The organism is Micromonospora sp. C51 (assembly GCF_018070435.1).
In the GTDB taxonomy this organism is placed as follows: domain Bacteria; phylum Actinomycetota; class Actinomycetes; order Mycobacteriales; family Micromonosporaceae; genus Micromonospora; species Micromonospora sediminimaris.
In genome coordinates this window covers 48,925-72,188 of the sequence record NZ_JAGPXQ010000001.1, presented here as the reverse complement: position 1 = coordinate 72,188, position 23,264 = coordinate 48,925, and the positions used below count along the sequence as shown (strand labels likewise).

The window sequence follows — 23,264 nt, the reverse complement described above, 5'->3', positions numbered from 1 at the left end:
GCACCGCCACCGGCTGGGCCGCCCGGTCGAGGTCAGCGGCGTACCGCCCCGATGGCCGCGTCCAGCAGTTGCTCCAGGACCGCGCGGGTGGGCAGGTGCGACAGCAGGTGGGCCACGCTGCGGTCGGCGTACCGCCGCTCCTCGTCGTCGGGTGCGTCCAGGGCGGCACCCACCTGGCCGAAGACGTAGTTGGCGAGGCTGGTGACCGCGCCCCGGAACGCGGCCAGGTCCAGCGGCGGCAGGGTGCCCGCCGTCGCGCGGTACCCGTCGAGCAAGGCGCGGGCACCGGCCACGTTGACCTCCCCACCGGGAACCACGGCCCAGTCCAGCAGTGCGTTGGCCAGCTCCCAGCTCGGCGGCTGACCGCCGGCATGTTCCCAGCCGACGACGACGAGGCGGCCGTTGGTGGCCAGCCGGGTGCTCGCCGGCCCGAGGGTGTTGTGGCAGAGCACAGGTTCCGGCGTCGCGGTGTCGCCGCCGATGCCGTCGAGGTCCGTCAGGGTGGCCACCGCGGCGCCGAGCGCCGCGGCCCAGCTGGCCTGGCGAGCCGTGGCGACGGCGGCGAGTTCGGGCCAGCTGGCGGTGGCCAGCCGGATGTGGTGCCACGGGCTGATCCGATCCACCGGCAGGCTGAGCCCGTGGATCGTGGCGAGTACCCCGCCGACCGCACGGGTGAGCGACGAACGGGCCGGGGCGAGCAGTGGTGGCCCGGAATGCAGCCCTTCGTAGACCCGCCACCGGTGTCCGCCGATGGTTTCGACGATGCGGCCCGCACGGCTGCGCACCGGCGCGGGCAACAGGACACCGGCGGCTGCGGCGGCCTGCTGCAACGCCACGTCGGTCTCGGCGTCGACGATGGGCCACCAGGTGTCCATCGTCCGCACCGCCCAGCGGCCCCGGTCCGTCACCAGCGCCCAGCGACGCCCCATGTCGTCGGCACGGGCAACCGTGCGCATCTCGCCGACGACGTCGCCGAGACCGTAGCTGGCGGCGATCGCGCGGGCCAGCGAAACCTCGGCGATCTCGGCCCGGCCCCGCACCCGGGCGACCTCGGTCTTGAGCGCTGCCCAGCTGGGAAAGCCGTACTGCTCGGCCAGCCTGGCCTGAGCGGTGGTCAGCGTCGCGGCCGGATCCATGTCGCGCAGACCGGCGAGCAGGTTCTTGGCCTGCTGACGCAGGTGGTCGAGGCTGGGGTTGTCGGGCAGGGTCTTCACACAGCACCTCACTGCTCGCCCGGACTCGCACGGGCGGAACTGAGCTTCGGTGTCCGTCGCTCGACAGGTGGTGTGTGGGGGTGGCTTCAAGCCTACCGGCGAGTCTCGGCGCGTTCCCGACGCGCTGGTCCGAGATTAGCCAGCCTCGGCCGACGGATCAACCCTTGTGCTCGCGGAGCACCGCGACACCACCGGGCGCCAGGGTGACCGCCCGTTCGATCGGCGTCGCGGTGAGCAGTTCCACTCCACGCGCGGGTACGCGCAGCTCGTGACCGGTGTGGTTGAGCAGGAACAGCCAGCTCGCCGCGCCGTCGCGACGGCGTACCGCCTCGACTCCCTCGGGTGCGTCGGGGCAGACGGTGGTGACGCCGGCCGCCCGCGCGGCGGTGTCGAGCAGCCGCCGGTAGGAGGTGTCGTCGAGGCGGGTGGACACGTACCAGGCGGTGCCGGCGCCGACCCGGTGCCGGGTGATGGCCGGCATCGCGTCGAGTACGCCCCCGGTGTAGGAGACGACGGTGTCGGCGCCGGTCAGGCGCAGCGTCTCGGCCCAGATCCGTCCGGTCCCGCCGTCGTCGAGTCGGACGTGGTCGGCGGCGTCGAGGGGGTGGAACTCCTCGGCGTACGCGCCGAGCAGTTCCCGAAGCGCGCCGGGGTAGCCGCCGAGACGTACCCGGGCGTGCTCGTCGGCGACGCCGCTGAGGTAGGTGACCAGCAGGTGTCCGCCGCCGTCGACGTGGCCGCGCAGCCATTCGGCGGTGGCGTCGTCGATCAGGTAGAGGGCCGGCAGGACGAGCAGCCGGTACCCGTCGACAGGGTCGCCCGGGGTGAGCGTGTCGCAGGCGTACCCGCTGCGCCACAGGGCCCGGTGCGCGGCGGCGAGTTCGTCGTGGTGATCCGGCAGGGCCGACGGCAGGCCCGGGTGGCGCAACGCCCAGCCGCTGGCCGCGTCGACCACCAGCGCCACGGCCGCCTCGACGCTGCCACGGACCTCGCCGAGCTGCCGCAACGCGGCACCGAGTGCGACGGTTTCCCGGAACACCCGGCTGTCCGGGCCGGCGTGCGGCACCAGGGCGCTGTGGAAGCGCTCGGCACCGCCGGCCGGTGCCCGCCACTGGAAGAACATCGCACCGTGTGAGCCGCGGGCCACATGGGCGAGGCTGTGCCGCAGCATCCGTCCCGGTTCCTTGGTGTGCATCCGTCCGGCGGTGTGGATCTGGTTGGGCGCGCTCTCCATCAGCAGCCATGCCGCTGCGCCGCCCGCCGCCGGCGAGCCGGGACGCCGGTGGGCGGCGTGTCGGGCCCAGCCACGGGCCAGGTCGGCGGCGAGCGCGGTCTGTTCCTCGGCGCCGCCGTCGACGGCGGACGGGTAGTGGTCGACAGCGACCAGGTCGACCTCGGTGGCCCAGCGGGCGTGGTCGACCGGCACCCAGTCGCCGAGTACGTAGTTGGTGGTGATGGTGAGCGCCGGGTTCGCCGCCCGCAGCAGGTCGCGTTGCTCGGTGTACGCGGCGAGCAGGGTGTCCGACCAGAAGCGACGGAAGTCGAGCAGGTGGCCGGGGTTGGGCAGGTACTGGGTGGCCCGGGGGGTGCTGATCTGCGCCCAGTCGGAGTACTGCTGGCTCCAGAAGCTGGTGACCCAGGCGTCGTTGAGGGCGGCCAGGTCACCGTGGCGGGTGGCCAGCCAGAGCCGGAAGGCCCGGGCGGTGTGCTCGCAGTGGCAGGTGGTGCCGTACTCGTTGTGCACGTGCCAGCCGGCCAGCGCCGGGTGGTGGGCGTACCGGTCGGCCAGGGCGGTGGTGATGCGCAGCGCGGCTTCGCGGTAGGCGGGGGTGGCGGCGCAGTAGGTGTCCCGGCTGCCGTGGTGCAGCCGGATCCCGTCGGCGGTGACGGGCAGCGCGCCCGGGTGGGCCAGGGAGAACCAGGGTGGTGGCGACGCGGTGGGGGTGGCCAGGGCGACCCGTACGCCCCCGCTGTGCAGCAGGTCGAGCACCTGGTCGAGCCAGTCGAAGGTGTACCGGCCGGGTGCCGGTTCGAGCCGGGACCAGGCGAACACCCCCACGGTGACGAGGTTGATTCCGGCCTGGCGCATCAGCGCGACGTCCTCGGACCAGACCTGCGCCGGCCACTGTTCGGGGTTGTAGTCGCCGCCGTAGCAGAGCGGGCCGTCGGTCCACATCACCATCACCAGCCCGCCGGTTTAGTTGAGGATGCATCCAAACTATGGATCACCACTGTGCATGTCAACAGGTCGAAGCCGGATCGTATTCACCGCCATCGTTGACAGTTCGTTGGATAGTTAAAGAAACTGTCGGCACCGCCGCGAACGCCGCCGAGGAGAGCTGATGCCGTACCGACCGCCGTTGGTGCCCTACGAGACCTTCGTCGCCGACCCACCCGACCTGCCGGTGCGCACCCCCGGTGAAGGCGGCCCGGCCATGGTGAGCCGGGCCGAGATCGCCGGCACCGACGCACACGGCGCCACCGTCAAGGCGGTGCTGGCCGACGGGGTGACGGCGGTGGTGCGCATCGACGCGGCCGGCGACGGCATGATCCGGGTACGGCTGGCCGAGGATCCCCAGGCCCGCAGCCGGTCGGCCCGGCTGATGCCGCTGACGCATCCGCGTCCCCACCCGGCCACCGTCACCGTCGACGACCGGCAGCTGCGGATCGACGCCGGCGCGCTGATCGCCGAGATCCGGCTCGACCCGTGGCACCTCCGGTTCCTGCGCCCCGACGGCTCGCTGCTGCTGGAGCAGGATCCGGGCACCGTCGACATCAGCGGTCGGCAACGCACCCTCCCGTTCGGGCACTCCACCAGCGACGGCGTCCGGGTCGCCTGGCACGAGAGCTTCGTCGCCCCCGGCGACGAGCGGTTCGTCGGCTTCGGTGAGAAGTTCACCCCACTGGACAAGCGTGGCCAGCGGGCTCTGATGTGGAACTTCGACGCCTTCGGCAGCGAGTCCGACCGGGCGCACAAGAACGTGCCGTTCTACCTGTCCAACCGGGGCTACGGCGTCCTGGTCGACAGCGGGCTGCCGGTGCAGTTCGACGTCTGCCAGTCCACCCACAGCGCGGTGCAGATCCTGGTCCCCGACGACCTGCTCGACTACTACGTGCTGGCCGGGCCGACCCCCGCCGAGGTGCTCGACCGGCTGCACCAGCTGACCGGGCAGCCGTACCTGCCGCCGCGCTGGGCCTTCGGCACCTGGGTCTCCTCGGGCTTCTACCCCGACAGCCAGGAACGGGTGCTGGAGCGGGCCCGTCGCCTGCGCGAACGCGACATCCCCTGCGACGTGCTGCACCTGGACTGCTACTGGCAGGTGGCCGGCAACTGGTCGGACCTGCGCTGGGACACCGAGGCGTTTCCCGACCCGGCCGGCATGCTGCGGACCCTGTCCGAGCAGGGCTTCCGGGTCTGCCTCTGGATGAATCCGTACCTGATGACGGCCAGCCCGCTCTACGCCGAGGCCGACGCGGCCGGCTACTTCCTGCGCCGGCCCGACGGCAGCACGTACGTCGCCGACGTGTGGCACGGCAGCTACCCGGCCTCGGCCATCGTGGACCTGACCAACCCGGCGGCGGTGGACTGGTTCACCGGGCTGCTGCGGCCACTGCTGCGACAGGGGGTGGCGGTGTTCAAGACCGACTTCGCCGAGGGGGTGCCCGCCGACGCGGTGGCGCACAACGGGATGAGCGGGGTCGACCTGCACAACGTGTACGCCCTGCTCTTCAACGACGTGGTCGCCGCGGTCACCGAGGAGGTGGCCGGTCACCGGGCGGTGTGGGCCCGCTCGTCCTACCTGGGCGGGCAGCGGCACAGCGCGCAGTGGAGCGGCGACGTCAACGCCACCTGGCCGGCCCTGGCCAGCACGCTGCGCGGGGGCCTGTCACACGGCCTGTCCGGGGTGCCGTTCTGGAGCCACGACACCGGCGGCTTCCACGGCACCCCCGAACCGGACCTGTACGTACGCTGGTCGCAGTTCGGCGCGCTGTCGCCGTTGGTGCGGCTGCACGGCACCACCAGCCGGCTGCCGTGGGAGTTCCCGGCCGAGGCGGAACAACTCGCGGTGGCCGCGTTGCGGCTGCGCTACCGGTTGATGCCGTACCTCTGGTCGGCCGCGGTGCAGGCGGCCCGCACCGGCGTACCGATGATGCGGGCCCTGCTTGTCGACACCCCGCAGGATCCGACGGCCTGGACGACCGACCTGCAGTACCGGCTCGGGACGGACCTGCTGGTCGCGCCGGTCACCGACGCTTCCGGCGAGCGGGACGTGTACCTGCCCGTCGGCGACGACTGGTTCGACGCCGCCACCGGCGAACTGCATCCGGGTGGCCGGCACCTGCGGGTGCGGGTGCCGCTGTCCCGGCTGCCGTTGTACGTGCGCCGGGGCGCGCTGCTGCCGCTGGTCGCGCCGCAGGCCACGGTCGGCGACGGGCCGTTCCGGGAGGTCACCCTGGTCTGCTGGGGCGCGGTGGACGGCCGGACCGTCGTGCACGACGTGGACGGCGACACGATCATCGAGGCGGTCCGCGACGGCGACGAGTTGCGGATCCAGACCCGGGGGCCGCTGCTGGTGGGGCAGCTGGCGCTCGCGGGGGTCGGCGTCGCCGACCGACCGGCCCGGTCACTGCTCAACGGTGCGGCGGTGACCGTCCTGCCCTTCGCGGGGCTCTTCCCCGCACCGGGCTGACCGTGCCCGCGCGGCGCCCGACTGGACGGAGTCGGGCACCGCGCGGGTACGGGGCCGCGATCCCCGTGGGGGTCAGCCCTTCACCGCGCCGGTGATCACGCCCTTGGTGAAATGCCGCTGCACGAACGGGTAGATGATCACCGCTGGGATCACCGTCACCACCACCACCGCCATCTTGACCGCGAGCGTCGGCGGGTACGCGGTCACCCCGGGCAGGCTCACCGACGCGCCGGAGACGTTCGGCGACTGCCCGGCCAGGATGTAGCTCTGCAACACCCGTTGGATCGGGAACTTGTCGTTGGAGTCGATGTAGAGCACCGCGTTGAAGTACACGTTCCAGTAGCCGACCGCGTAGAAGAGCCCGACCACGGCGATCACCGCCTTGGACAACGGCAGCACGATCCGGGTGAGGATGCGCAACTCCCCCGCGCCGTCGATGCGGGCGCTGTCGAGCAGCTCGGCCGGCACGTTCATGAAGAACGCGCGGATCACCACCAGGTTGAACACGCTTATCGCGCTGGGCAGGATCAGCGACCAGAGGCTGTCCTTGAGGCCCAGACCGGTGACCACCAGGTAGCTCGGCACCAACCCCGGGAAGATCAGGAACGTCAGCAGGAAGTAGAACAGCAACCCCCGGTGGGCCACCGAGCCCGGTCGGGACAGTCCGTACGCGGCAAGCACGGTGAGCACCAGGCTGACCGTGGTGCCGAACACGGTGACCAGGGTGCTGACCCACACCGCCCGGGTGACGTCGCCGCCGCTGAAGATGGTGATGTACGCCGACGGGTCGATCTCCCGGGGGATCATCACCATGCCGCCCGCGTCGTCGATGGTGCCGCGTGAGGCGAGGCTGGTGACCAGCACCGCCCAGAGCGGCACCAGCACCGCCGCTACCAGCAGCGTGAGCACCACCCCTTTGCCGATGGTCAGGGACGTCGACGGGCGGCCCGCCCAGACTGGACGACCGGGGTGACGTCGCCGGGGCGGTGGCGCGGGAGGCCCCGCCGTGGCCGGCGCCGCCGGTACCGGGCCGGCGCCGCTGAGTTGTGCGGTCATGACTTGGAGTACACCCCCTGCTCGCCGAGCCGGTGCGCGATCTTGTTCGCGGTGAGGATCAGCGCCAGCCCGACCACCGCCTTGAACAGGCCCGCCGCGGCGCCGAGCCCCCACTGCTGGGTACTGATCGCCTGGTAGTAGACGAACGTGTCGAGCACCTCGGCGGCCTGCCGGCCGACCGCTTCCCGTTGCAGGATGAACTGCTCGAAACCGACCGAGAGCGCGTCGCCGAGCCGCATGATGAGCAGCAGCACGATCACCGGACGCAGGCCGGGCAGGGTGATGTGCCACAACCGCCGCCACCGGCCGGCCCCGTCGGCCGCCGCCGCCTCGTACAGGTTCTGGTCGATGGCGGACAGCGCGGCCAGGAAGACGATCGCGCCCCACCCCAGGTCCTTCCAGACCGCCTCGGCGGTGACCAGCACGATGAACGTGTCCGGGTTGGTCATGATCCCCCAGGGCTCCAGACCGGCCTGGCGCATCTCCTGGGCCAGCAGTCCGGCCCCACCGAACATCTGCACGAAGAACGTCACCACAAGCACCCAGCTGAAGAAGTGCGGTAGGTAGACCACGCTCTGCACGAAGCCACGCAGCCGCCCGGAGACGACGCTGTTGAGGATGAGCGCCAGCAGGATCGGCAGGGGGAAGAAGAACACCAGCTGGAAGGCGGTGATGCTCAGGGTGTTGCGGACCGCGTCCCAGAACAGCGGGTCGCGGAAGAGTGCCTCGAAGTTGCCGAAGCCGATCCACTCGCTGTTGAGGAACGCGTCAAGCGGGTCGTCGCCGACGAACGGGTTGTAGTCCTGGAAGGCGATGATGTTGCCCAGCGTGGGCAGGTAGTGGAAGACCAGCAGCAGCGCCGCCGCCGGTGCGGCCATCGCCAGCAGCGGCCAGTCGCGGCGCAACCGGACCCGCAGGCTGCGCCGCCGGGGACGCCGCGGTGACGGCGTACGCCCGGCGGGTGGTCGCGTGTCCACGGCGCCGGGGGCACTCACGACCGCACCCCGGCACCGGTCGGCGGCGCACTCACCCGCCCGCTCATCGGCCGTTGTCGGCGAGCGCCTTCTCGTGGAACGCGCGGCCCTCCTCGCCACCGGTGTCGAGGAACTCCTTGCGTACCTGGGCCAGGTCGCTGACCGGGCGACGGCCGCGCAGGATGTCGCGGATCTTGTCCTCGGTCGGCTGGATGATCTTCGACCAGTTCGCCGGCAGCTCCAGCTTGATCCCGGCGAACAGGTCCGGCTCCATCTGGCCGATGTGGTTGCGGTAGTACCCGATGTAGTCCTGCACGTAGTTCGGGGTGTCGCCGCTGCGCACCTTGACCGGCACCCGGCCGCCGATGTGGGTGTACTGCGCGCCGAGTTCCTTACGGCCCAGCTCGGTGAGCGCCGGCGTCCCGTCGGTGCCCCGGGTGAAGTGTTGCCCCTCCACGCCGTACTCGCGCAGCTCGAACTCCCGGCTGCCGAACGGGGCGGCACACCAGTTGAGCACCCGCAGCATCTCGTCGACCCGCTCGGCGGGCAGGTCCTTCTTCAGGAAGGTGTAGAAGATCGGCTTCTCGCTGCCCCAGATGACCGGCTGGGCGCCCTGCGCGCCGAAGACCGGCAGCGGCTGCATGTCGAAGGTGGGCAGCTCCTTGACCCGTTCGCTCTGCATGCCCTGCCAGGCGCCGAGGCCGTCGCGGTACATGAGGATCTTGCCGGAGTTGAACAGTTGCTTCTCGTCCTCGCCCTTGCTCTCCGCCGTGTCCGGGTGTACCAGGCCCTCGGCGAACAGCCGGGCGGTGAACGCCAGCGCCGCCTCGAACGCCGGGTCCTCGAACTTGTGCTGCAGACCGCCGTCGGGCTTCTTTCGCCAGGTCTGGTGGCAGCCGAAGTACTGCTGGACCATTTCGAAGACGCTGCCGAAGGCCCACACGCCCTTGGCCGGGTTGGTGGCCTTCTTGCCGAACTCGTACAGCTCGTCGGGGCTGGTGGGAGTGGCCAGCCCGGCGGCGCCGAGCAGATCCTTGCGGTAGAACATGGCCCACGCGAACGGACCGTCGGTGGGAAACGGCACGGCGTAGAGCCGCCCGCCCCAGACCGAGTACTCCCAGGCGCCGCTGGGCAACGCCGCCAGGTACGGGTACTTCGCCGCGTTGTCGCCCTGAAGGTGGTCGGTCAGGTCGGTGAACAACGCCTTGACCGCGTCGGAGAACCGGGCGACCTTGTCCACCTCCCAGTTCGGCGCGGACAGCAGCTCCGGCACGTCGCGGGCGCCGAGCATGGCGTTGAGTTTGTCGGCGTAGGTCAGGCCGTCCTGCAGGCTCGGGTTGACCTCCACGCCGAGCTTGCCGTTCACCGCGCCCAGGTAGGAGTTGCGGCCCAGCGGCGGCGGGGTCGGACCCCACCACGGGCTCATCGTCTGGATCGGCGGGCCGCCCCGGCCGGGTAGCTCGGTGACCGCGTCGACGAGTTCGCGCGGATAGTTGAGGTAGCCGTGCGGGATCGGGCCCTCGCCGGGGATGTCCGGCTTGAGCAGCTCGGCCGGCTTGTAGGTGGGCAGCACCGCCTTGATGGCGTCGGCGTTCGTGGCGCTGCCCTGGCTGCCGGCTTCCTTGCTGCAACCGGCCAGGGCGCCGCCGCCCACGGTCGCGGCGGCGCCGAGGCCGATCAGCCGCAGCATCGTCCGGCGGTCGGTGGATGTGCGCGCAGAAGGCGTCACGGCGCACTCCCTTCGTGGTCGATAACGGTTTGCGGAGCGGGGGACTCCGGCTAGGATTAGTTGGGGTTCTAGCCGAACAAACTAATCGACGGCAATCCGTCCCACAAGACAGCGCGGGCGGCCTGGTCGGTCCCGCCAGCGCGGTACGCGATGATGGACGCGCGCCGCGACACCGGCGCAGGGAGCGGGCAGATCGTGATCAGCATCCACAACGAACCGCAGCCGACCGACCTCGGTGACGTACGCGTCGCCAACCGGGCGGTGGTGCTGCGGCACGTACGCCTGCACGCCCCCTGCTCCCGCGCCGACATCGCCGCCCGCACCGGCCTGAACAAGGCCACCGTCTCCAGCCTGGTGACCGAGCTGATCGACAAGCGGCTGGTCCGCGAGACCGGGCTCACCGAGAACCGGGTCGGCCGGCCCGCCACGATGCTTGTCCTCGACGGTGAGCCGTACGCCGCGCTGGGCCTGCAGATCGGCCCCGACGAGTTGGTGGCCGTCGCCATCGACCTCGGCGGCACCCGGCTGCTGACCTGGCGGCGGTCCTTCGCCGCGACCACCGTGCCCCCCACCGAGACGCTGCGCGCCCTGGCCGCGCTCGCCCGGCGGGCCGTCGGCCGGGTCACCGCCCAGGGCCGCACCGTGCTGGGCCTCACCGTCGGCGTACCCGGACTTGTCGACCCGTCCGGCGCGGTGCCGCTGGCCAGCGCCCTGGGCTGGCGGGACGTGCCGGTCGCGGCGGAACTGCGCGCCATCCTGCGGAATCCGGAGTTCGCCGTCGGAGTCGACAGCGTCGCCAACCTGGCCGCCCTCGCCGAGCAACGACACGGCCCGTACGCGGGCGCCACCGACCTGGTCCACCTGACCGGCGGACTCACCGTCGACGCCGGCATCATCGCCGCCGGACGACTGCTCCGCGGCGGGCGTGGCTTCGCCGGAGGTGTCGGGCACCTGTCGCTGGATCCGAACGGGCCGTCGTGCGCCTGCGGCGCCCACGGCTGCCTGACCGCCCTGGTCGGCCTGCCCGCCGTGGTGCGCCGGCTGCTGCCCGACGCCGAGGCCGACGGCCCGGTGCTCGACTACCTGCCGGAATTGACCCGGATCGTGGCGCTCGCCCGGCAGGACGATCCGGGGGTGTGCAGCGGCCTGGCCGAGATCGGCCGGCACCTGGGCCGCGGCGTCGCCGTCCTGGCCGACCTGCTCAACCCGGAGACGGTCGTGCTCGGCGACCACCTCGCCACCCTGGCGCCCTGGCTGCTGCCGGCGGCCCGGTCGGAGCTGGCCGCCCGGGCCCACGCCCCCGGCGCCGGCGGCTGCCGACTGGAAGCCTCCACCCTGGACACGGCCGCCGCGCTCGGCGGCGCCACCGCCGCCCTGGCCACCGTCGAGGCCGGACGGTTGCCCGCACGCTGATCCGGCGGACAACGTCTCCGGTCGATGCCCGCTCGGCCGGTCGGAGTCTTGACCCGACCCGTCCCAGGTGCCAACCTCGAAGCGAGCCGCTCCGCACGGGCACCCGGGGCGGCTTGCTTTCCACGGTTTGTCGAAGCGCTTCACCAGCGTCCGGGCCGACGACCGTCACCCCACCATGACCTGCGAGGCCGCTCGGCCATCCGCCGTCGAAGCGCTTCGACCTCCGGCGCGCCGGGCACTGGAAGGCGATCCACCATGACCGACCGCACCACGCCCCCGATCCGGGACCGGGTCGACGACCTGCTGGCCCGGCTCACCCTGCCGGAGAAGATCGGGCTGCTGCACCAGTGGCAGGCCCCCGTCCCCCGGCTCGGCCTGCCCGGCTTCCGCACCGGCACCGAGGCGCTGCACGGCGTCGCCTGGCTCGGCCCGGCGACCGTCTTCCCCCAGGCCGTCGGCCTGGCCAGCAGCTGGAACCCCGACCTGGTACGCGCCGTCGGTGACGCCGTCGGCGCCGAGGTACGCGCCAAACACCACGCCGCCCCGCAGCGCGTGGGCCTCAACGTGTGGGCGCCGGTGGTCAACCCACTGCGCGACCCGCGCTGGGGACGCAACGAGGAAGGCTGGTCGGAGGATCCGTGGCTGACCGGCCGGCTCGCCACCGCCTACGCCCAGGGGCTTCGCGGCGGGCATCCGCAGCGGCTGCGTACCGCCCCCACGGTCAAGCACTTCCTCGGCTACAACAACGAGACCGACCGGGCCACCACCTCCAGCGACCTGCCACCCCGGGTGCTGCACGAGTACGAGCTACCGGCGTTCCGGGCCCCCCTCGCCGCCGACGCGGCGGTCGCCGCGATGGCCGCGTACAACCTGGTCGACGGGGTGCCGGCGCACCTGAGCCCGCTGATCGACGGTGAGCTGCGCCGGTGGGCGCCCGGCGAGGTGCTGGTAGTCGGCGACGCGGGGGCGGTGAGCAACATCGCCGGCGTACAGGGCCAGCTGCCCGACCACGTCGACGGGTTCGCCGCGGCGCTGCGCGCCGGGATCGACAGCTTCACCGAGGACGACGCCGACAGCGCGCCCACCCGGCGACACCTCACCGAGGCCCTGGGCCGTGGACTGATCACCGAGTCCGACGTGGACCGGGCGGTCCGCCGGGTGCTCACCGTCCGGCTGCGGCTGGGCGACCTCGATCCACCGCACACCGACCCGTACGCCGCGACCGGCCCGGAGGTGATCGACTGCCCGGCACACCGGGACCTGGCCCGGGAGGCCGCCCGGCAGTCCATCGTGCTGCTGCGCAACCGTGGGCTGCTGCCGCTCGCGCCCGACCTGCGGATCGCGGTGCTCGGTCCGCTCGCCGACACCGTGCACACCGACTGGTACAGCGGCACCCTGCCGTACGCGATCAGCACCCTGCAAGGGTTGGCCGAGCGGCTGCCGGCGATCACCACCCACCCGGGTACCGACCGGATCGCGCTGCGGGTGGGTGACCGGTACGTGGGCTGCCCCGACGAGGCCGAAGGCGGGCCGCTGACCGTCGGCGTCGACCCGGCCTCGTTCGACGTGTTCGACTGGGGTCGGGACACGGTCGCGTTGCGGGCCGTCGGCAACGGCCGCCACGTCGGCGTCGACGACGACGGCGCACTTGTCAACGACCGGTCCGGCCCCGGCGGCTGGGTGGTCCGGGAAACCTTCCAGTTCGACCCGCTGCCCGACGGCACCGTACTGCTGCGCCACCTGGCCACCGACCGGTACGTCACCGTGGATCGGGACGGCCGGCTGCGGGTCGACGGCGACGACCGGCAGGCCGGCACCGGCTTCGGCATCGACCTGGTCACCGATGGTGCGGCGCGCGCCGCCGAACTGGCCGCCGCCGCCGACGTCGCGGTGGTGACGGTGGGCAACCACCCGATGGTCAACGGACGCGAGACCGAGGACCGCCTCGACCTGGCGCTGCCGGCCCGGCAGGAGGCGATGCTGCGCGCCGTGCACGCCGCCAACCCGCGCACCGTGCTGGTGGTGACCAGCAGCTACCCGTACGCGCTGGGCTGGGCACAACGCCACCTGCCGGCGGTGCTCTGGTCGGCGCACGGCGGGCAGGAACACGGCCGCGCCCTGGCCGAGGTGCTCCTCGGCGACGTCGACCCCGGGGGCCGGCTCACCCAGACCTGGTACGCCGACACCGCCGACCTGCCCGACCTGCTCGACTACGACGTGATCGGCGCGGACTCCACCTACCTGTACTACCGGGGCGAACCGCTGTACCCGTTCGGGCACGGACTGTCCTACGCCGAGTTCGACTACCGCGATCTGCGGCTGAACGCCACGTCGGTCAGCGTCGGCGAGGAGGTGGAGGTGAGCGTGGACGTCACCAACACCAGTGACCGTCCCGGTGTCGAGGTGGTGCAGCTCTACACGCGGCAACGGCGCTCCCGGGTGAAGCAGCCGCTGCGGCAACTACGCGACTTCGCCCGGATCGTCCTCTCCCCCGGCGAACGGCGTACCGTCACGCTGCGGCTGCGCAGCGCCGAGCTGAGCTGGTGGGACGCCGAGGCGGGCACCTTCGTGGTGGAGGATGCCACCCACACCGTGCTGGTCGGGCGGTCCGCGACCGACGTGCGGCTGGTCGGCGCCGTGGCCGTACGCGGTGAGCCGCTCACGCCGCCGGCCCGGCCGCACGCCACGAGCGGAGTCCGGTGAGCGGGCGGGGCCGGGTGCCGTCCGGCCAACCCACCATCGCCGACGTGGCCCGGCACGCCGGTGTCGCGGTGAGCACCGTGTCGTACGTGCTCAGCGGCAAGCGGGCCATCTCGGAGCTGACCCGCAACCGGGTGCTGGCCAGCGTCCGGCTGCTCGGCTACCACCCGAACGCGGGCGCGCGGGCCCTGGCCAGCCGCCGCGCCAACGTCATCGCGTTGGTGCTGCCGCTGCGCTCGGGCATCCAGGTGCCGGTGGTGATGCAGTTCGCCACGGCGGTGGTGACCTCCGCCCGCGGCCACGACCACGACGTGCTGCTGCTGACCTCCGACGAGGGCCCGCAGGGGTTGCACCGCATCGCCGCCGGCGCCCTGGTTGACGGGGTGCTGGTGATGGACGTGGAACTGCACGACGTGCGGGTGCCGCTGCTGCGCGGGCTGGGACGGCCCAGTGTGCTGATCGGGCTGCCCGCCGACACCGACGGGCTGACCTGTGTGGACCTGGACTTCCACCGGGCCGGGCAGGTCTGCGTGGAACACCTGGCGGGGCTCGGACACCGCCGCATCGCGCTGCTCGGCGCACCGGCCGCCGTCTACGACCGGGGCACCGGCTTCGCCCACCGCACCCGGGCGGGCGTGGTCGAGGCGGCGGCCCGGCACGGCGTCGAGGCGGTCACGCTGCCCTGCGAGGAGAACGCCGCCGCGGTGCACGCCCGGGTGGTCGAGCTGTTCGCCCGGCACCCGGAGCTGTCCGGTCTGGTGGTGCAGAACGAGGCGGCGGTCGGCCCGGTGCAGGCGACGCTGGCCGCGCTGGGTCGACGGGTGCCCGATGACGTGTCGGTGGTGGCCGTCTGCCCGGACCAGTTCGCCGAGCACGCCAGCCCCCGCCTGACCTCGGTGCCGGTACCCGCCGAGGAGATCGGCCGGCAGGCCGTGTCGCTGCTCATGCGGAAGCTGCGGGACGAGCCGACCCCCCAGGTGACGCTGCTGGAACCCCGACTGACCGTCCGGGACAGCACGGCCGCGGCCACCGGCCCGCCAGCGGTGTACGACGGTCGGACGGCGGCCCGGTGACCGGTCCGGTCCACCGGATCTGGGACACCGCACCGGCTACCGACTGGCCGGACGCCCTGCTCGCCGGCAACGGCGAGTACGGGATCATGGTGCACGGACAGCCGTGGGCCGAACGCATCGTGGTCAACCATCACCGGTTCGTGCTGCCCAACGGCACCCACGACGCCCGTGCCCCACAGCTGGCCGCGCTGCTGCCCCGGATCCGGCGGTTGATCCTGGCCGGCCGGCGGGCGCAGGCCAGCCGGCTGCTGGCCGGTGACGGCGTGCTGCGCTGGACGCAGTCGTTTCATCCCGGCTTCGCGCTCACCATCGACGCCGACGGCCCACCGGTGAGCGACTACCGCCGGTACACCGACTTCGACACCGGCGAGGTCGTGGTGCGGTGGGCCGGCGGGAGCCGCCGCTCGTTCGTCTCGCGTACCGACCGGCTGATCGTCACCCGGCTGGACATGGGGGCCTGCCGGGTCGGGGCGACCGGCGAACTGCCCGGCCGCCCCGCCGGGCTGCGCTACGCGGTGTCGGCGTACCGCCGCGACGGGCTGGTCTTCCTGCGGGTGCGGGCCCGCTACCCGACGGCCGGCGCGGCGTACGGCTTCGAGGGGTTGACCCTGCTGCGCGGCGCGGTCGAGATCGACGGCGACGAGGTGCACGTCGACGGGCCCGCCCTGCTGGTGACGGTCCTCGACCGCCCGCGCGACCGGTGGCGTACCGGCGCGTTGCAGCGCCGGCTGACCGCCCACCGCGACGCCCGCTACGGTGACCTGCTCGCCCGGCACACGGCCCGGCACACCCCGGCGTACCGGCGGGTCGAGCTGGACCTGGCGGTGCCGGCGGCGCAGCGGGCGCTGCCGGTCGGTGACCTGCTGGCCCGGCAGGCCGCCGACCCGCACACCCTGGACGTGGCCCTGCTGGAGCGGCTGTTCCACGCCGGGCGTTACCTGGTGCTCAGCGCCAGTGGTGTGCTGCCGCCCCGGCTGACCGGGTTGTGGCTCGCCTCGTGGGACGCGGCCTGGGCCGGCGACTTCACCACCGACGCCAACCTCAACCTGCAACTGGCCTCGGCGAACGTGGCCGCCCTGCCGGAGGTCACCGAGGCGCACGCCCGGCTGGTACGCGCCCAGGTCGAACACTGGCGACACAACGCCCGCGCGATCTACGGTGCGCGCGGCCTGCTGGCGCCCAGCCGCACCGACGGCGAGCACGGCCACCTGTTCCATCTGCATCCGGACTGGCCGTTCGCGGCGTGGCTGCCGGGCGCGCACTGGCTGCTGTTCCCGCTCTACGAGCGGCATCTGGTGACCGGGGAGCCGCTGGGTGAGGTGGCGGGTTGGCTGGTGGAGGTGGCCGAGTTCTTCGCCGACGTGCTGACGGCCACCGACGCTGACGGGACGTGGGGGTTCGTGCCGTCGTACTCGGCGGAGACCGGGCCGCTGGACGACTCGGGCACGGCGGTGCACGTGGCGGTCAACGCCACCATGGACATCGCCGCGGCGCGGCACGCGTTCACGGTGGCCGCCGCGCTGACCGGCGAACGGCGGTGGTCGCGGTTGGCGGCGCGGCTGCCGCCGTACCGCCTCGATGCCGACGGTGCGTTGACCGAGTGGGCGTGGCCCGGTTACCGGTCCGACGAGAACCACCGCCACGTCAGCCACCTGTATCCGGTGTGGCCACTGAACGAGATCAACCCCGAGGACACTCCGGAACTGGCCGCCGCCGCGCACCGGGCGTTGCGCCGCCGGGGCGAGGAGAACCTGTCCGCGCACGGCAGCCTGCACCGGGCGCTGGTCGCTGCCCGGCTGCACGACGGGCCACGTGTCGAAGCGAACCTACTCAAGATCGTCGGCAACGACATGTTCTTCCGGTCGCTGATGAGCGCGCACAACCCGGGTCGGGTCACCTACAACGCCGACGCCGCGCACGCCCTGCCGGCGGTGCTGATCGAGTCGCTGGTGCAGGGGCGGCCGGGTCGGCTGCGGCTGCTGCCGGCGCCGCTGCCGGGGCTGCCCCGCGGGACTCTGCGTGGGGTGCGCTGTCCCGGGCGGGTCACCGTCGAGGAGATGGCGTGGCGGCCGGGTGCGGTGCGGGCCCGGTTGGTCTCGGCGGTCCCCCGACGGCTGCGGGTCCGCAGCCCGTACGGCGAGACGGTGCGGCAGATGCCCGCCGGCGAGCCGATCGAGGTGTCGTTCACCGGGTAGCCCGGTGTCGCCGCGCCTGGTCGGCGGCGCTGGACACCGCACTAGACTGCCCGTTCGATGGACGTTCAGTCGACTTCCGCCGCCGACACCCGCCCCTGCGCCCACTGTGGGCGTGACGTGCCGCAGCGGGTCGGTGCCGGCCGCCCGTTCCGGTACTGCCGGGACAACGACGGTGCCTGCCAGCGGGCCTCCCGGAACAGCCGTATGCGGCACCGCAACGCCCCGGGTCTGCCCGGGCAGGTGGCCCGGACCTGGGAGGCGGTGGACCGGCTCGACCAGATCGTGGACACCCTGACCGAGGCGCTGCACGCCGAATTGTCCCCGGCCGGGGTGCAGCGGCAGCTGTCGCAGCTACGTGCGGAGACCGCCGGGGAGATCGCGGCGGCGCAGGGTGAGCGCGACGAGGCGCTGCGGGCCGCCGAGGACGCGACGGCCCACGCCGAGCGGCAACGTCGGCAGGCTCGGGCGGCGACCGCCGAACGTGACGCCGCCCGCGACGAGGCCGCCCGCGCGACCGAGCAGGCGGAATCGGCCGCCCAGCGGGCGCAGGATGCGCAGACCGCCCGGGACGAGGCGCGGCGGGAGGCCGCCGCCGCGCAGGCGTTGCGGGCACAGGCCGAGGCGGATCGGGACGCCGCCCGCGCCCAGGTGACCTCGGTGCGCGCCGACCTGACCGCCGAGCGTCGCCGCAACGGTGACCTGGTCGCCGAACGTGACGCCGCCCGTACCGAGGCGGAGCGGGCCGCCACCGCCACCGCCACCGCGCAGGCCGAGGCCGACCGGCTGCGGGCCGAGTTGCACCAGACCCGAGCCGCAGCCGAGCAGGCCCGACTGGACACCGAGCAGGCCCGGGCGGAGGCTGCCCGGGCTGGCGCCGAGGCCGAGCAGGCCCGGGCGGAATTGGTCGCCGCCCGGGCCGAGGCCGAACGGGCGGAGCAGGCGCGGGCGCAGGCCGAGGACGACCGCGAGCGGGCCCGGACGCAGGCCCGGCAGGCCGGTGAGCAGCAGGCCGCGCTCGCCGGCCGCGCCGACCGGTTGGGCGAGGAACTGGCCGGCGTGCGGGCGACGCTCAACGCCGCCGAGCGTCAGATCAGCGAGCTGACGGTACGCCTACGCGCCACCGAGGCAGACCGCGACGATGCCCGCGAGCGGGTGGCGCAGCTGGCCGCGAAGGTCGCCGACCTGGCCACCGCCCTCACCCGCACCACCCCCTGACCCACCCCTCCCACCGGTTGCCGATCATGCAGTTGTGGCACCGCAGGAAACGCCCTATCCAGACAAATCGACTGCCATAGCTGCATGATCGGCGGGTGCGGGCGACGGGCGGCGGGCGTGGGTGGGGGAGGATGGCGGTATGGGTAAGACGCATGAGCGCATCGAGGGGCGGTTGCGGGAGTTCATCGAGGCGCAGCCGATGTTCTTCACCGCCACCGCCCCGCTGGCCGGCGACGGCACCGTCAACCTCTCCCCGAAGGGCCTGCGCGGCTGCCTCGCGGTGCTCGACACCCAGACGGTGGCCTATCTGGACTTCGCCGGCAGCAACGCCGAGACCATCGCCCACCTGCGGGAGAACGGCCGGATCACGCTGATGTGGTGCGCCTTCACCGGCCCGCCCAACATCGTGCGGGTACACGGCCGGGGCGAGCCGGTGTTCCGTGACGACCCCCGCTTCCCCGACCTGCTGGCGCACTTCCCCGACATCGACGTCACCCAGCACGGCCTCCGGGCGATCATCGTGGTGCACGCCCGGCTGATCCGCGACACCTGCGGCTACGCGGTGCCACTGATGACCTACGACACCGACCGGGACCTGCACGGCCGCCGTTTCGCCCGGGAGGACGACACGTCGCTCGACGCCTATTTCGCCGGCAAGGACGACATCGCCACCAGCATCGACGGCCTGCCGGGACTGCCGTTGCCGCTGCCACCGACACCGCGGGCCGGCTGACCGGGCTGCTCCACACCAACGGGTGCCCGCTCGGCGCGTCGAACCACCGCGTCGCCGGGCGACGACCTCGGCCGGTTACCATTCCCGCTGGCGGTGACGGTCCGCCGAGACGACCCGGCCGGGACGACCCCCGCCGGGCGTACGTCATGGCCGGCTACCCTGGACTGCGCACCCGGGTGTACAGGGATGTCGAGGCGCGGGAAGCGGGAATGGCCCGGCGGAGACGGACCGTTACACCGATAGGACCTGCACCACCGAAGAGGGGAAGTCGATCATGGGCGAGCGTATGCTGCGCGGAAGCCGGCTGGGCGCGGTCAGCTACGAATCCGACCGCAACACGGAGCTCGCGCCGCGGCAGACCCGCGAGTACCTGTGCGCCAAGGGTCACCAGTTCGAGGTGCCGTTCGCCGTTGACGCCGAGGTGCCGACCACCTGGGAGTGCAAGTTCGACGGCAGCGTGGCCCGACTGGTCGACGGCAGCGAGCCCGAGCAGAAGAAGGCCAAGCCGCCGCGCACCCACTGGGACATGCTGCTGGAGCGACGTTCGATCGCCGAACTTGAGGACATCCTGGCCGAACGGCTGCAGGAGGTTCGCACCCGTCGCGGTCGCGCCTGACCCGTTCACGTCAACGGCGCCCCCGGAACTCCCGGGGGCGCCGTTTCGCGTACGTCAGCGCGGTTCCACGATCTCACCCTCGATGGCCTCGCCCGCCACCGCCGGACGCGTCCCGGTAGCGGAGGTCTGCGGCGGTGGCGTCGTCGGGCCCTGTGACGGCGGAGCCTGCCCCGGCTGCTGCGGCCCACCCCGGTACACCCGCACCCGACGGGGACCGAACAGGTCACCAGCGGTCATCGAGGACACTCGACGCTCAGCGGCCCGCTGCACCCCACCCCGGGCCAACCGGCGCACCGGCGGCACCAGCAACAGCAACCCCACCAGGCCACTGACCAGCCCCGGAGTCGCCAGCAGCAACGCACCGAGCAGTCCCACCAGCCCGTCGGTCACCTGCCGACCGGGCGGCCGACCCGACTGCGCCGCCTCCCGGAAACCCCGCCACGCCCGCACGCCCTCCCGGCGCAGCAACACCAGACCCAGCAGCGAGGCCGCGAACACCAGCAGCGTCGCCGCACCGAACCCGAGCGTCCGACCCACCACCACGAACACGGCGATTTCCACGGCCACGGACACCAGCAGAGCCAACGGTACGAACCTCAGTGCTCGGCGCATATCATCCCAACCGCCTCACGGCGCCTCGTCGTGTCGGCCCCGCCCCGGCGGCGCAGCCGTCCCGTTCGTCCAGCATGACACGCCGCCGCTCAGCGCGGGTTCGAGGAGGCCCGCCCGGAGCGAGCCGAGTCGCGCTCAGGGCCACCGCGCCTGTCCAGCCGTGGCCGCGTGCAGCCCACGCCGCACCGCCGTACGCCGGTCGCGGACCGCCCAGCCGGTGATCCGCCACAGCGCCTCCACGACGATCAACGGGCTCATCTTGCTGGCGCCGCGTTCCCGCTCGGCGAACGTGATCGGCACCTCCACGATCCGCGCACCCGCACGGTGGGCCAGCCGGGACAACTCCACCTGGAACGAATAGCCCTGCGAGCACACCGAATCCAGGTCCAGGGCATCCAGCACCCCGGCCCGGTAGACCCGGTAGCCACCAGTGGCGTCGGCGACCGGCATCCCCAACGCCAGTCGCGCGTACAGGTTCCCGCACCGCGACAGCAGCAGCCGCCGCAACGGCCAGTTCACCACCCGGGCGCCCCGGGTCCACCGCGATCCGATCACCACGTCGGCGTCGCGGGCCGCGCCCAGCAACGCCGGCAGGTCCTCCGGGGCGTGGGAACCGTCGGCGTCCATCTCCACCACCGCGTCGAAGCCACGCCGCCGCGCCCACGCGAACCCCGCCAGGTACGCCGCGCCGAGCCCCTGCTTGCCCTCCCGGTGCAGCACGTGCACCCGCCGGTCGGCGCGGGCGAGTCCCTCGGCGATGTCGCCCGTGCCGTCCGGACTGTTGTCGTCGGCGATGAGGATCTCCACCTGCGGCGCGACCTCGCGGACCCGCCGCACGATCGCGGTCACGTTGTCGGCCTCGTCGTAGGTGGGGATGACCACCAACACCCGACCCACGCCGGGCACCCCGGTCATCACCGGACGGATCTCGGTTCCGCGTACCACCGCTGCCCCCTTCACCCCGGGTGGGCGGCCCCCGGCACGGGTCGGCCGTCCCGCCGACGCCGCAGCACCGCCGCGCCGGCCAACGCGGCCACCGCCAGCCCGGCCAGCACCATCTCAGGCAGCACCCCGACCCGGGTGGCCAGCGTGCGTCCCTCGGTCAGCCGCAGCTGCCGCACCACGACCGCGCGGGTGTTGAACCCGGTGGCGTCGCTTACCCGCCCGTCCGGGGCGACGAACCCGGACACCCCGACCGTGGACGCCATCAACGCCGCACGCCCGTGCTCGACGGCCCGCAGCCGCACCATCGCCAACTGCTGACGCGCCTCGGCCTCGTCGAACGTGGCGTTGTTGGTCTGCACCACCAGCAGCTGCGCCCCACCGACGACGGTGTCGCGGACCAGCCCGTCGTAGGCGACCTCGAAGCAGATCACGTCGCCGAGCACCACCGGCCCGCTGTCGACCACCCCCGCCTCGGTGCCGGCCACGAAGTCGGCCCGTACCCGGTCGACCTGGTCGCTGACCATCCGGGCGATCCGACGCAGCGGCACGTACTCGGCGAACGGCACCGGGTGCCGTTTGATGTACAGCTGCTCCAGGTCGGGTCCGCTGCCCGGACGCCACAGCAGTCCCGCGTTGCGCACCTGCCCCCGTTCCGGCCCGAACAGCACGGCGCCGACCAGGATCGGCACCCCGACGGCGTCCGCGGCGGCGGAGATCCGCGCCCCGGCCGACGCGTTGCGCAGCGGGTCGATGTCGCTGGAGTTCTCCGGCCACACCACCAGATCCGGTCGGGGCCGGGTGCCGGCGGTGACCTCGCCGGCCAGGGCGATGGTCGCATCGACGTGGTTGTCGAGCACAGCCTGCCGTTGCGCGTTGAAATCCAACCCGAGCCGTGGCACGTTGCCCTGCACGATCGCCACCGTCACACTCGCCGTGTCACGGGTGGTGGCCACCGGCACCGCCAGCCCACCGGCGAGCAGCAGCAGCACCGCCGCGGCGCACCCGGCCGCGGGCGCCCACCAGCGGGGGCCACCGGTGCCGTGGCGGGCCCGTGCCGTCCACCACGCCCCGGCGACCAGCAACCCACCGGCCAGCGCCACCGCGAACGTCACCAGCGGCGCACCACCGAGCGCGGCCAGCCGCAGCAGCGGCGACTCGTCCTGACCGAACGCCAGCCGCCCCCACGGGAACCCGCCGAACGGCGTCCGGTCGCGCAGCGCCTCCTGCCCCACCCACAGCACGCCGGTCAGCGCCGGCCACGCCGCCGGGAACCGGTCGGCCAGCGGCGACACCCACGCCGTGGCCATCCCCAGCACCGCCAGGTAGCCGGCCTGCAACAACGACAGCAGCACCCACGGCAGGTAGCCGGTGTGCAGGTTCGTCCACGCCAGCAACGGGGCGAACAGGGTCAGACCGGTCAGGAAGCCCAGACCGGCACCGGCCCGCAGCCGCCGCCGGTGGGTCGCGGCGGCCAACAGGGCCACCCCGACCGGCGCCAGCGGCCACCACCCGTACGGGGGAAACGCCAGCAGCAACGCCAGGCCAGCGGCCACCGCCATGGCGACGGCCACCGGCAGGCGCACCGGGCCGGCCGCCGCCGAGGCAGGTGGCGGAGGGTCGGACCCGGCGGTACGGTCCACGGTCGTCACGGGCGGGTCGGGCGCGATCACGCGCCGAAGGCTACCCGCCCGCCATGATCGTCCGCTGACGACCCGACCCCCTGCCCCGGTCGTAGGGTGCCCGTCAGCGGCGGCGGGTCAGCAGCACCGCGTCGTGATGGACCACCTCGCGGCCGTCCGGATCCCTCGCGGCGGCGGGGCCAGGCCCGCGCGGTGAGCGCCTCGACGTGGGTCGGCACCTGAACCAGATACGAAGTCGGGGCGCGGCATATGCCGCGCCCCGATGCTCCCAGGCCCCTCCCGGCCGGTGCGGCGGAATGTGGCACGCCGACCTTCGGACCGACCCGACGATGACTGGCTGTCCCCGCCTGACCGTTGTCTACTGGCCGTGCACCCCATCCTGCCCGTACACCGGTAACCGCGGCCGGTTCGCGCCGCCCCGCCGACCCCCGCCCGCTGGACCTGGCCGCCGCGACTGA

The 23,264-nt window shown here is 73.1% G+C and carries 16 protein-coding genes; 8 read left to right on the top strand and 8 right to left on the bottom strand.

Annotated elements, in window-relative coordinates; translation table 11 throughout:
• Positions 1 to 32: 32 nt before the first annotated feature.
• Both KBX50_RS00305 and KBX50_RS00300 read right to left on the bottom strand, forming a co-directional pair.
• Positions 33 to 1,214 carry a phosphotransferase gene (locus KBX50_RS00305; protein ID WP_210933562.1) on the bottom strand — a complete coding sequence of 394 codons (1,182 nt, stop codon included), beginning with the start codon at positions 1,212 to 1,214 and terminating at the stop codon, positions 33 to 35.
• Positions 1,215 to 1,371: 157 nt separating this feature from the next.
• Positions 1,372 to 3,396, bottom strand: coding sequence for a beta-galactosidase (locus KBX50_RS00300; protein WP_374224554.1), 2,025 nt, complete (start codon positions 3,394 to 3,396; stop codon positions 1,372 to 1,374).
• A 160-nt stretch (positions 3,397 to 3,556) separates the two neighbouring features.
• On the opposite strand from KBX50_RS00300, the gene KBX50_RS00295 reads away from it, so the two are divergent.
• On the top strand, positions 3,557 to 5,905 hold the full coding sequence (locus tag KBX50_RS00295) for a TIM-barrel domain-containing protein (protein ID WP_210933559.1): 2,349 nt from the start codon (positions 3,557 to 3,559) through the stop codon (positions 5,903 to 5,905).
• A gap of 72 nt (positions 5,906 to 5,977) precedes the next feature.
• Here the strand turns inward: KBX50_RS00295 and KBX50_RS00290 are convergent, their stop codons facing one another.
• The 3 genes from KBX50_RS00290 to KBX50_RS00280 are packed head-to-tail and all read right to left on the bottom strand — an operon-like array spanning position 5,978 to position 9,664.
• Entirely contained in the window at positions 5,978 to 6,961 is a 984-nt protein-coding gene (locus tag KBX50_RS00290) for a carbohydrate ABC transporter permease (RefSeq protein ID WP_210933558.1), read from the bottom strand.
• Entirely contained in the window at positions 6,958 to 7,956 is a 999-nt protein-coding gene (locus tag KBX50_RS00285) for an ABC transporter permease subunit (RefSeq protein WP_307870775.1), read from the bottom strand. Before KBX50_RS00285 ends, KBX50_RS00290 begins: the two co-directional genes overlap by 4 nt.
• 43 nt (positions 7,957 to 7,999) lie before the next feature.
• Positions 8,000 to 9,664 carry an extracellular solute-binding protein gene (locus tag KBX50_RS00280; protein ID WP_307870774.1) on the bottom strand — a complete coding sequence of 555 codons (1,665 nt, stop codon included), beginning with the start codon at positions 9,662 to 9,664 and terminating at the stop codon, positions 8,000 to 8,002.
• A 195-nt stretch (positions 9,665 to 9,859) separates the two neighbouring features.
• Here KBX50_RS00280 and KBX50_RS00275 point away from each other — a divergent pair, with 195 nt between their 5' ends.
• The 7 genes from KBX50_RS00275 (at position 9,860) to KBX50_RS00245 (ending at position 19,609) form a co-directional block, all read left to right on the top strand.
• Positions 9,860 to 11,077, top strand: coding sequence for an ROK family transcriptional regulator (locus tag KBX50_RS00275; protein ID WP_307870773.1), 1,218 nt, complete (start codon positions 9,860 to 9,862; stop codon positions 11,075 to 11,077).
• A gap of 255 nt (positions 11,078 to 11,332) precedes the next feature.
• Positions 11,333 to 13,780 carry a beta-glucosidase gene (locus tag KBX50_RS00270; protein ID WP_210933557.1) on the top strand — a complete coding sequence of 816 codons (2,448 nt, stop codon included), beginning with the start codon at positions 11,333 to 11,335 and terminating at the stop codon, positions 13,778 to 13,780.
• Entirely contained in the window at positions 13,777 to 14,850 is a 1,074-nt protein-coding gene (locus KBX50_RS00265) for a LacI family DNA-binding transcriptional regulator (RefSeq protein WP_210933556.1), read from the top strand. Before KBX50_RS00270 ends, KBX50_RS00265 begins: the two co-directional genes overlap by 4 nt.
• Positions 14,847 to 17,045 (top strand): glycoside hydrolase N-terminal domain-containing protein, encoded by a 2,199-nt coding sequence (locus tag KBX50_RS00260; RefSeq protein ID WP_210933555.1) that lies wholly within the window; start codon positions 14,847 to 14,849, stop codon positions 17,043 to 17,045. The genes KBX50_RS00265 and KBX50_RS00260 overlap by 4 nt, the downstream gene beginning before the upstream one ends.
• A gap of 57 nt (positions 17,046 to 17,102) precedes the next feature.
• Positions 17,103 to 18,260 carry a hypothetical protein gene (locus tag KBX50_RS00255; RefSeq protein ID WP_210933553.1) on the top strand — a complete coding sequence of 386 codons (1,158 nt, stop codon included), beginning with the start codon at positions 17,103 to 17,105 and terminating at the stop codon, positions 18,258 to 18,260.
• Positions 18,261 to 18,399: 139 nt separating this feature from the next.
• Positions 18,400 to 18,993: a pyridoxamine 5'-phosphate oxidase family protein gene (locus KBX50_RS00250; RefSeq protein WP_210933550.1), complete on the top strand. Its 594-nt coding sequence runs from the start codon at positions 18,400 to 18,402 to the stop codon at positions 18,991 to 18,993.
• Positions 18,994 to 19,267: 274 nt separating this feature from the next.
• Positions 19,268 to 19,609, top strand: a complete 342-nt coding sequence (locus KBX50_RS00245) for an RNA polymerase-binding protein RbpA (RefSeq protein WP_046564157.1) — start codon at positions 19,268 to 19,270, stop codon at positions 19,607 to 19,609.
• Positions 19,610 to 19,663: 54 nt separating this feature from the next.
• Here KBX50_RS00245 and KBX50_RS00240 read toward each other — a convergent pair whose 3' ends face one another.
• The 3 genes from KBX50_RS00240 to lnt form a co-directional block, all read right to left on the bottom strand.
• Positions 19,664 to 20,221: an FxsA family protein gene (locus KBX50_RS00240; RefSeq protein WP_210933549.1), complete on the bottom strand. Its 558-nt coding sequence runs from the start codon at positions 20,219 to 20,221 to the stop codon at positions 19,664 to 19,666.
• A gap of 135 nt (positions 20,222 to 20,356) precedes the next feature.
• Positions 20,357 to 21,136: a polyprenol monophosphomannose synthase gene (locus tag KBX50_RS00235; protein ID WP_210934334.1), complete on the bottom strand. Its 780-nt coding sequence runs from the start codon at positions 21,134 to 21,136 to the stop codon at positions 20,357 to 20,359.
• Positions 21,137 to 21,177: 41 nt separating this feature from the next.
• Entirely contained in the window at positions 21,178 to 22,815 is a 1,638-nt protein-coding gene (gene lnt / locus KBX50_RS00230; RefSeq protein WP_374224561.1) for an apolipoprotein N-acyltransferase, read from the bottom strand.
• Positions 22,816 to 23,264 lie beyond the last annotated feature (449 nt).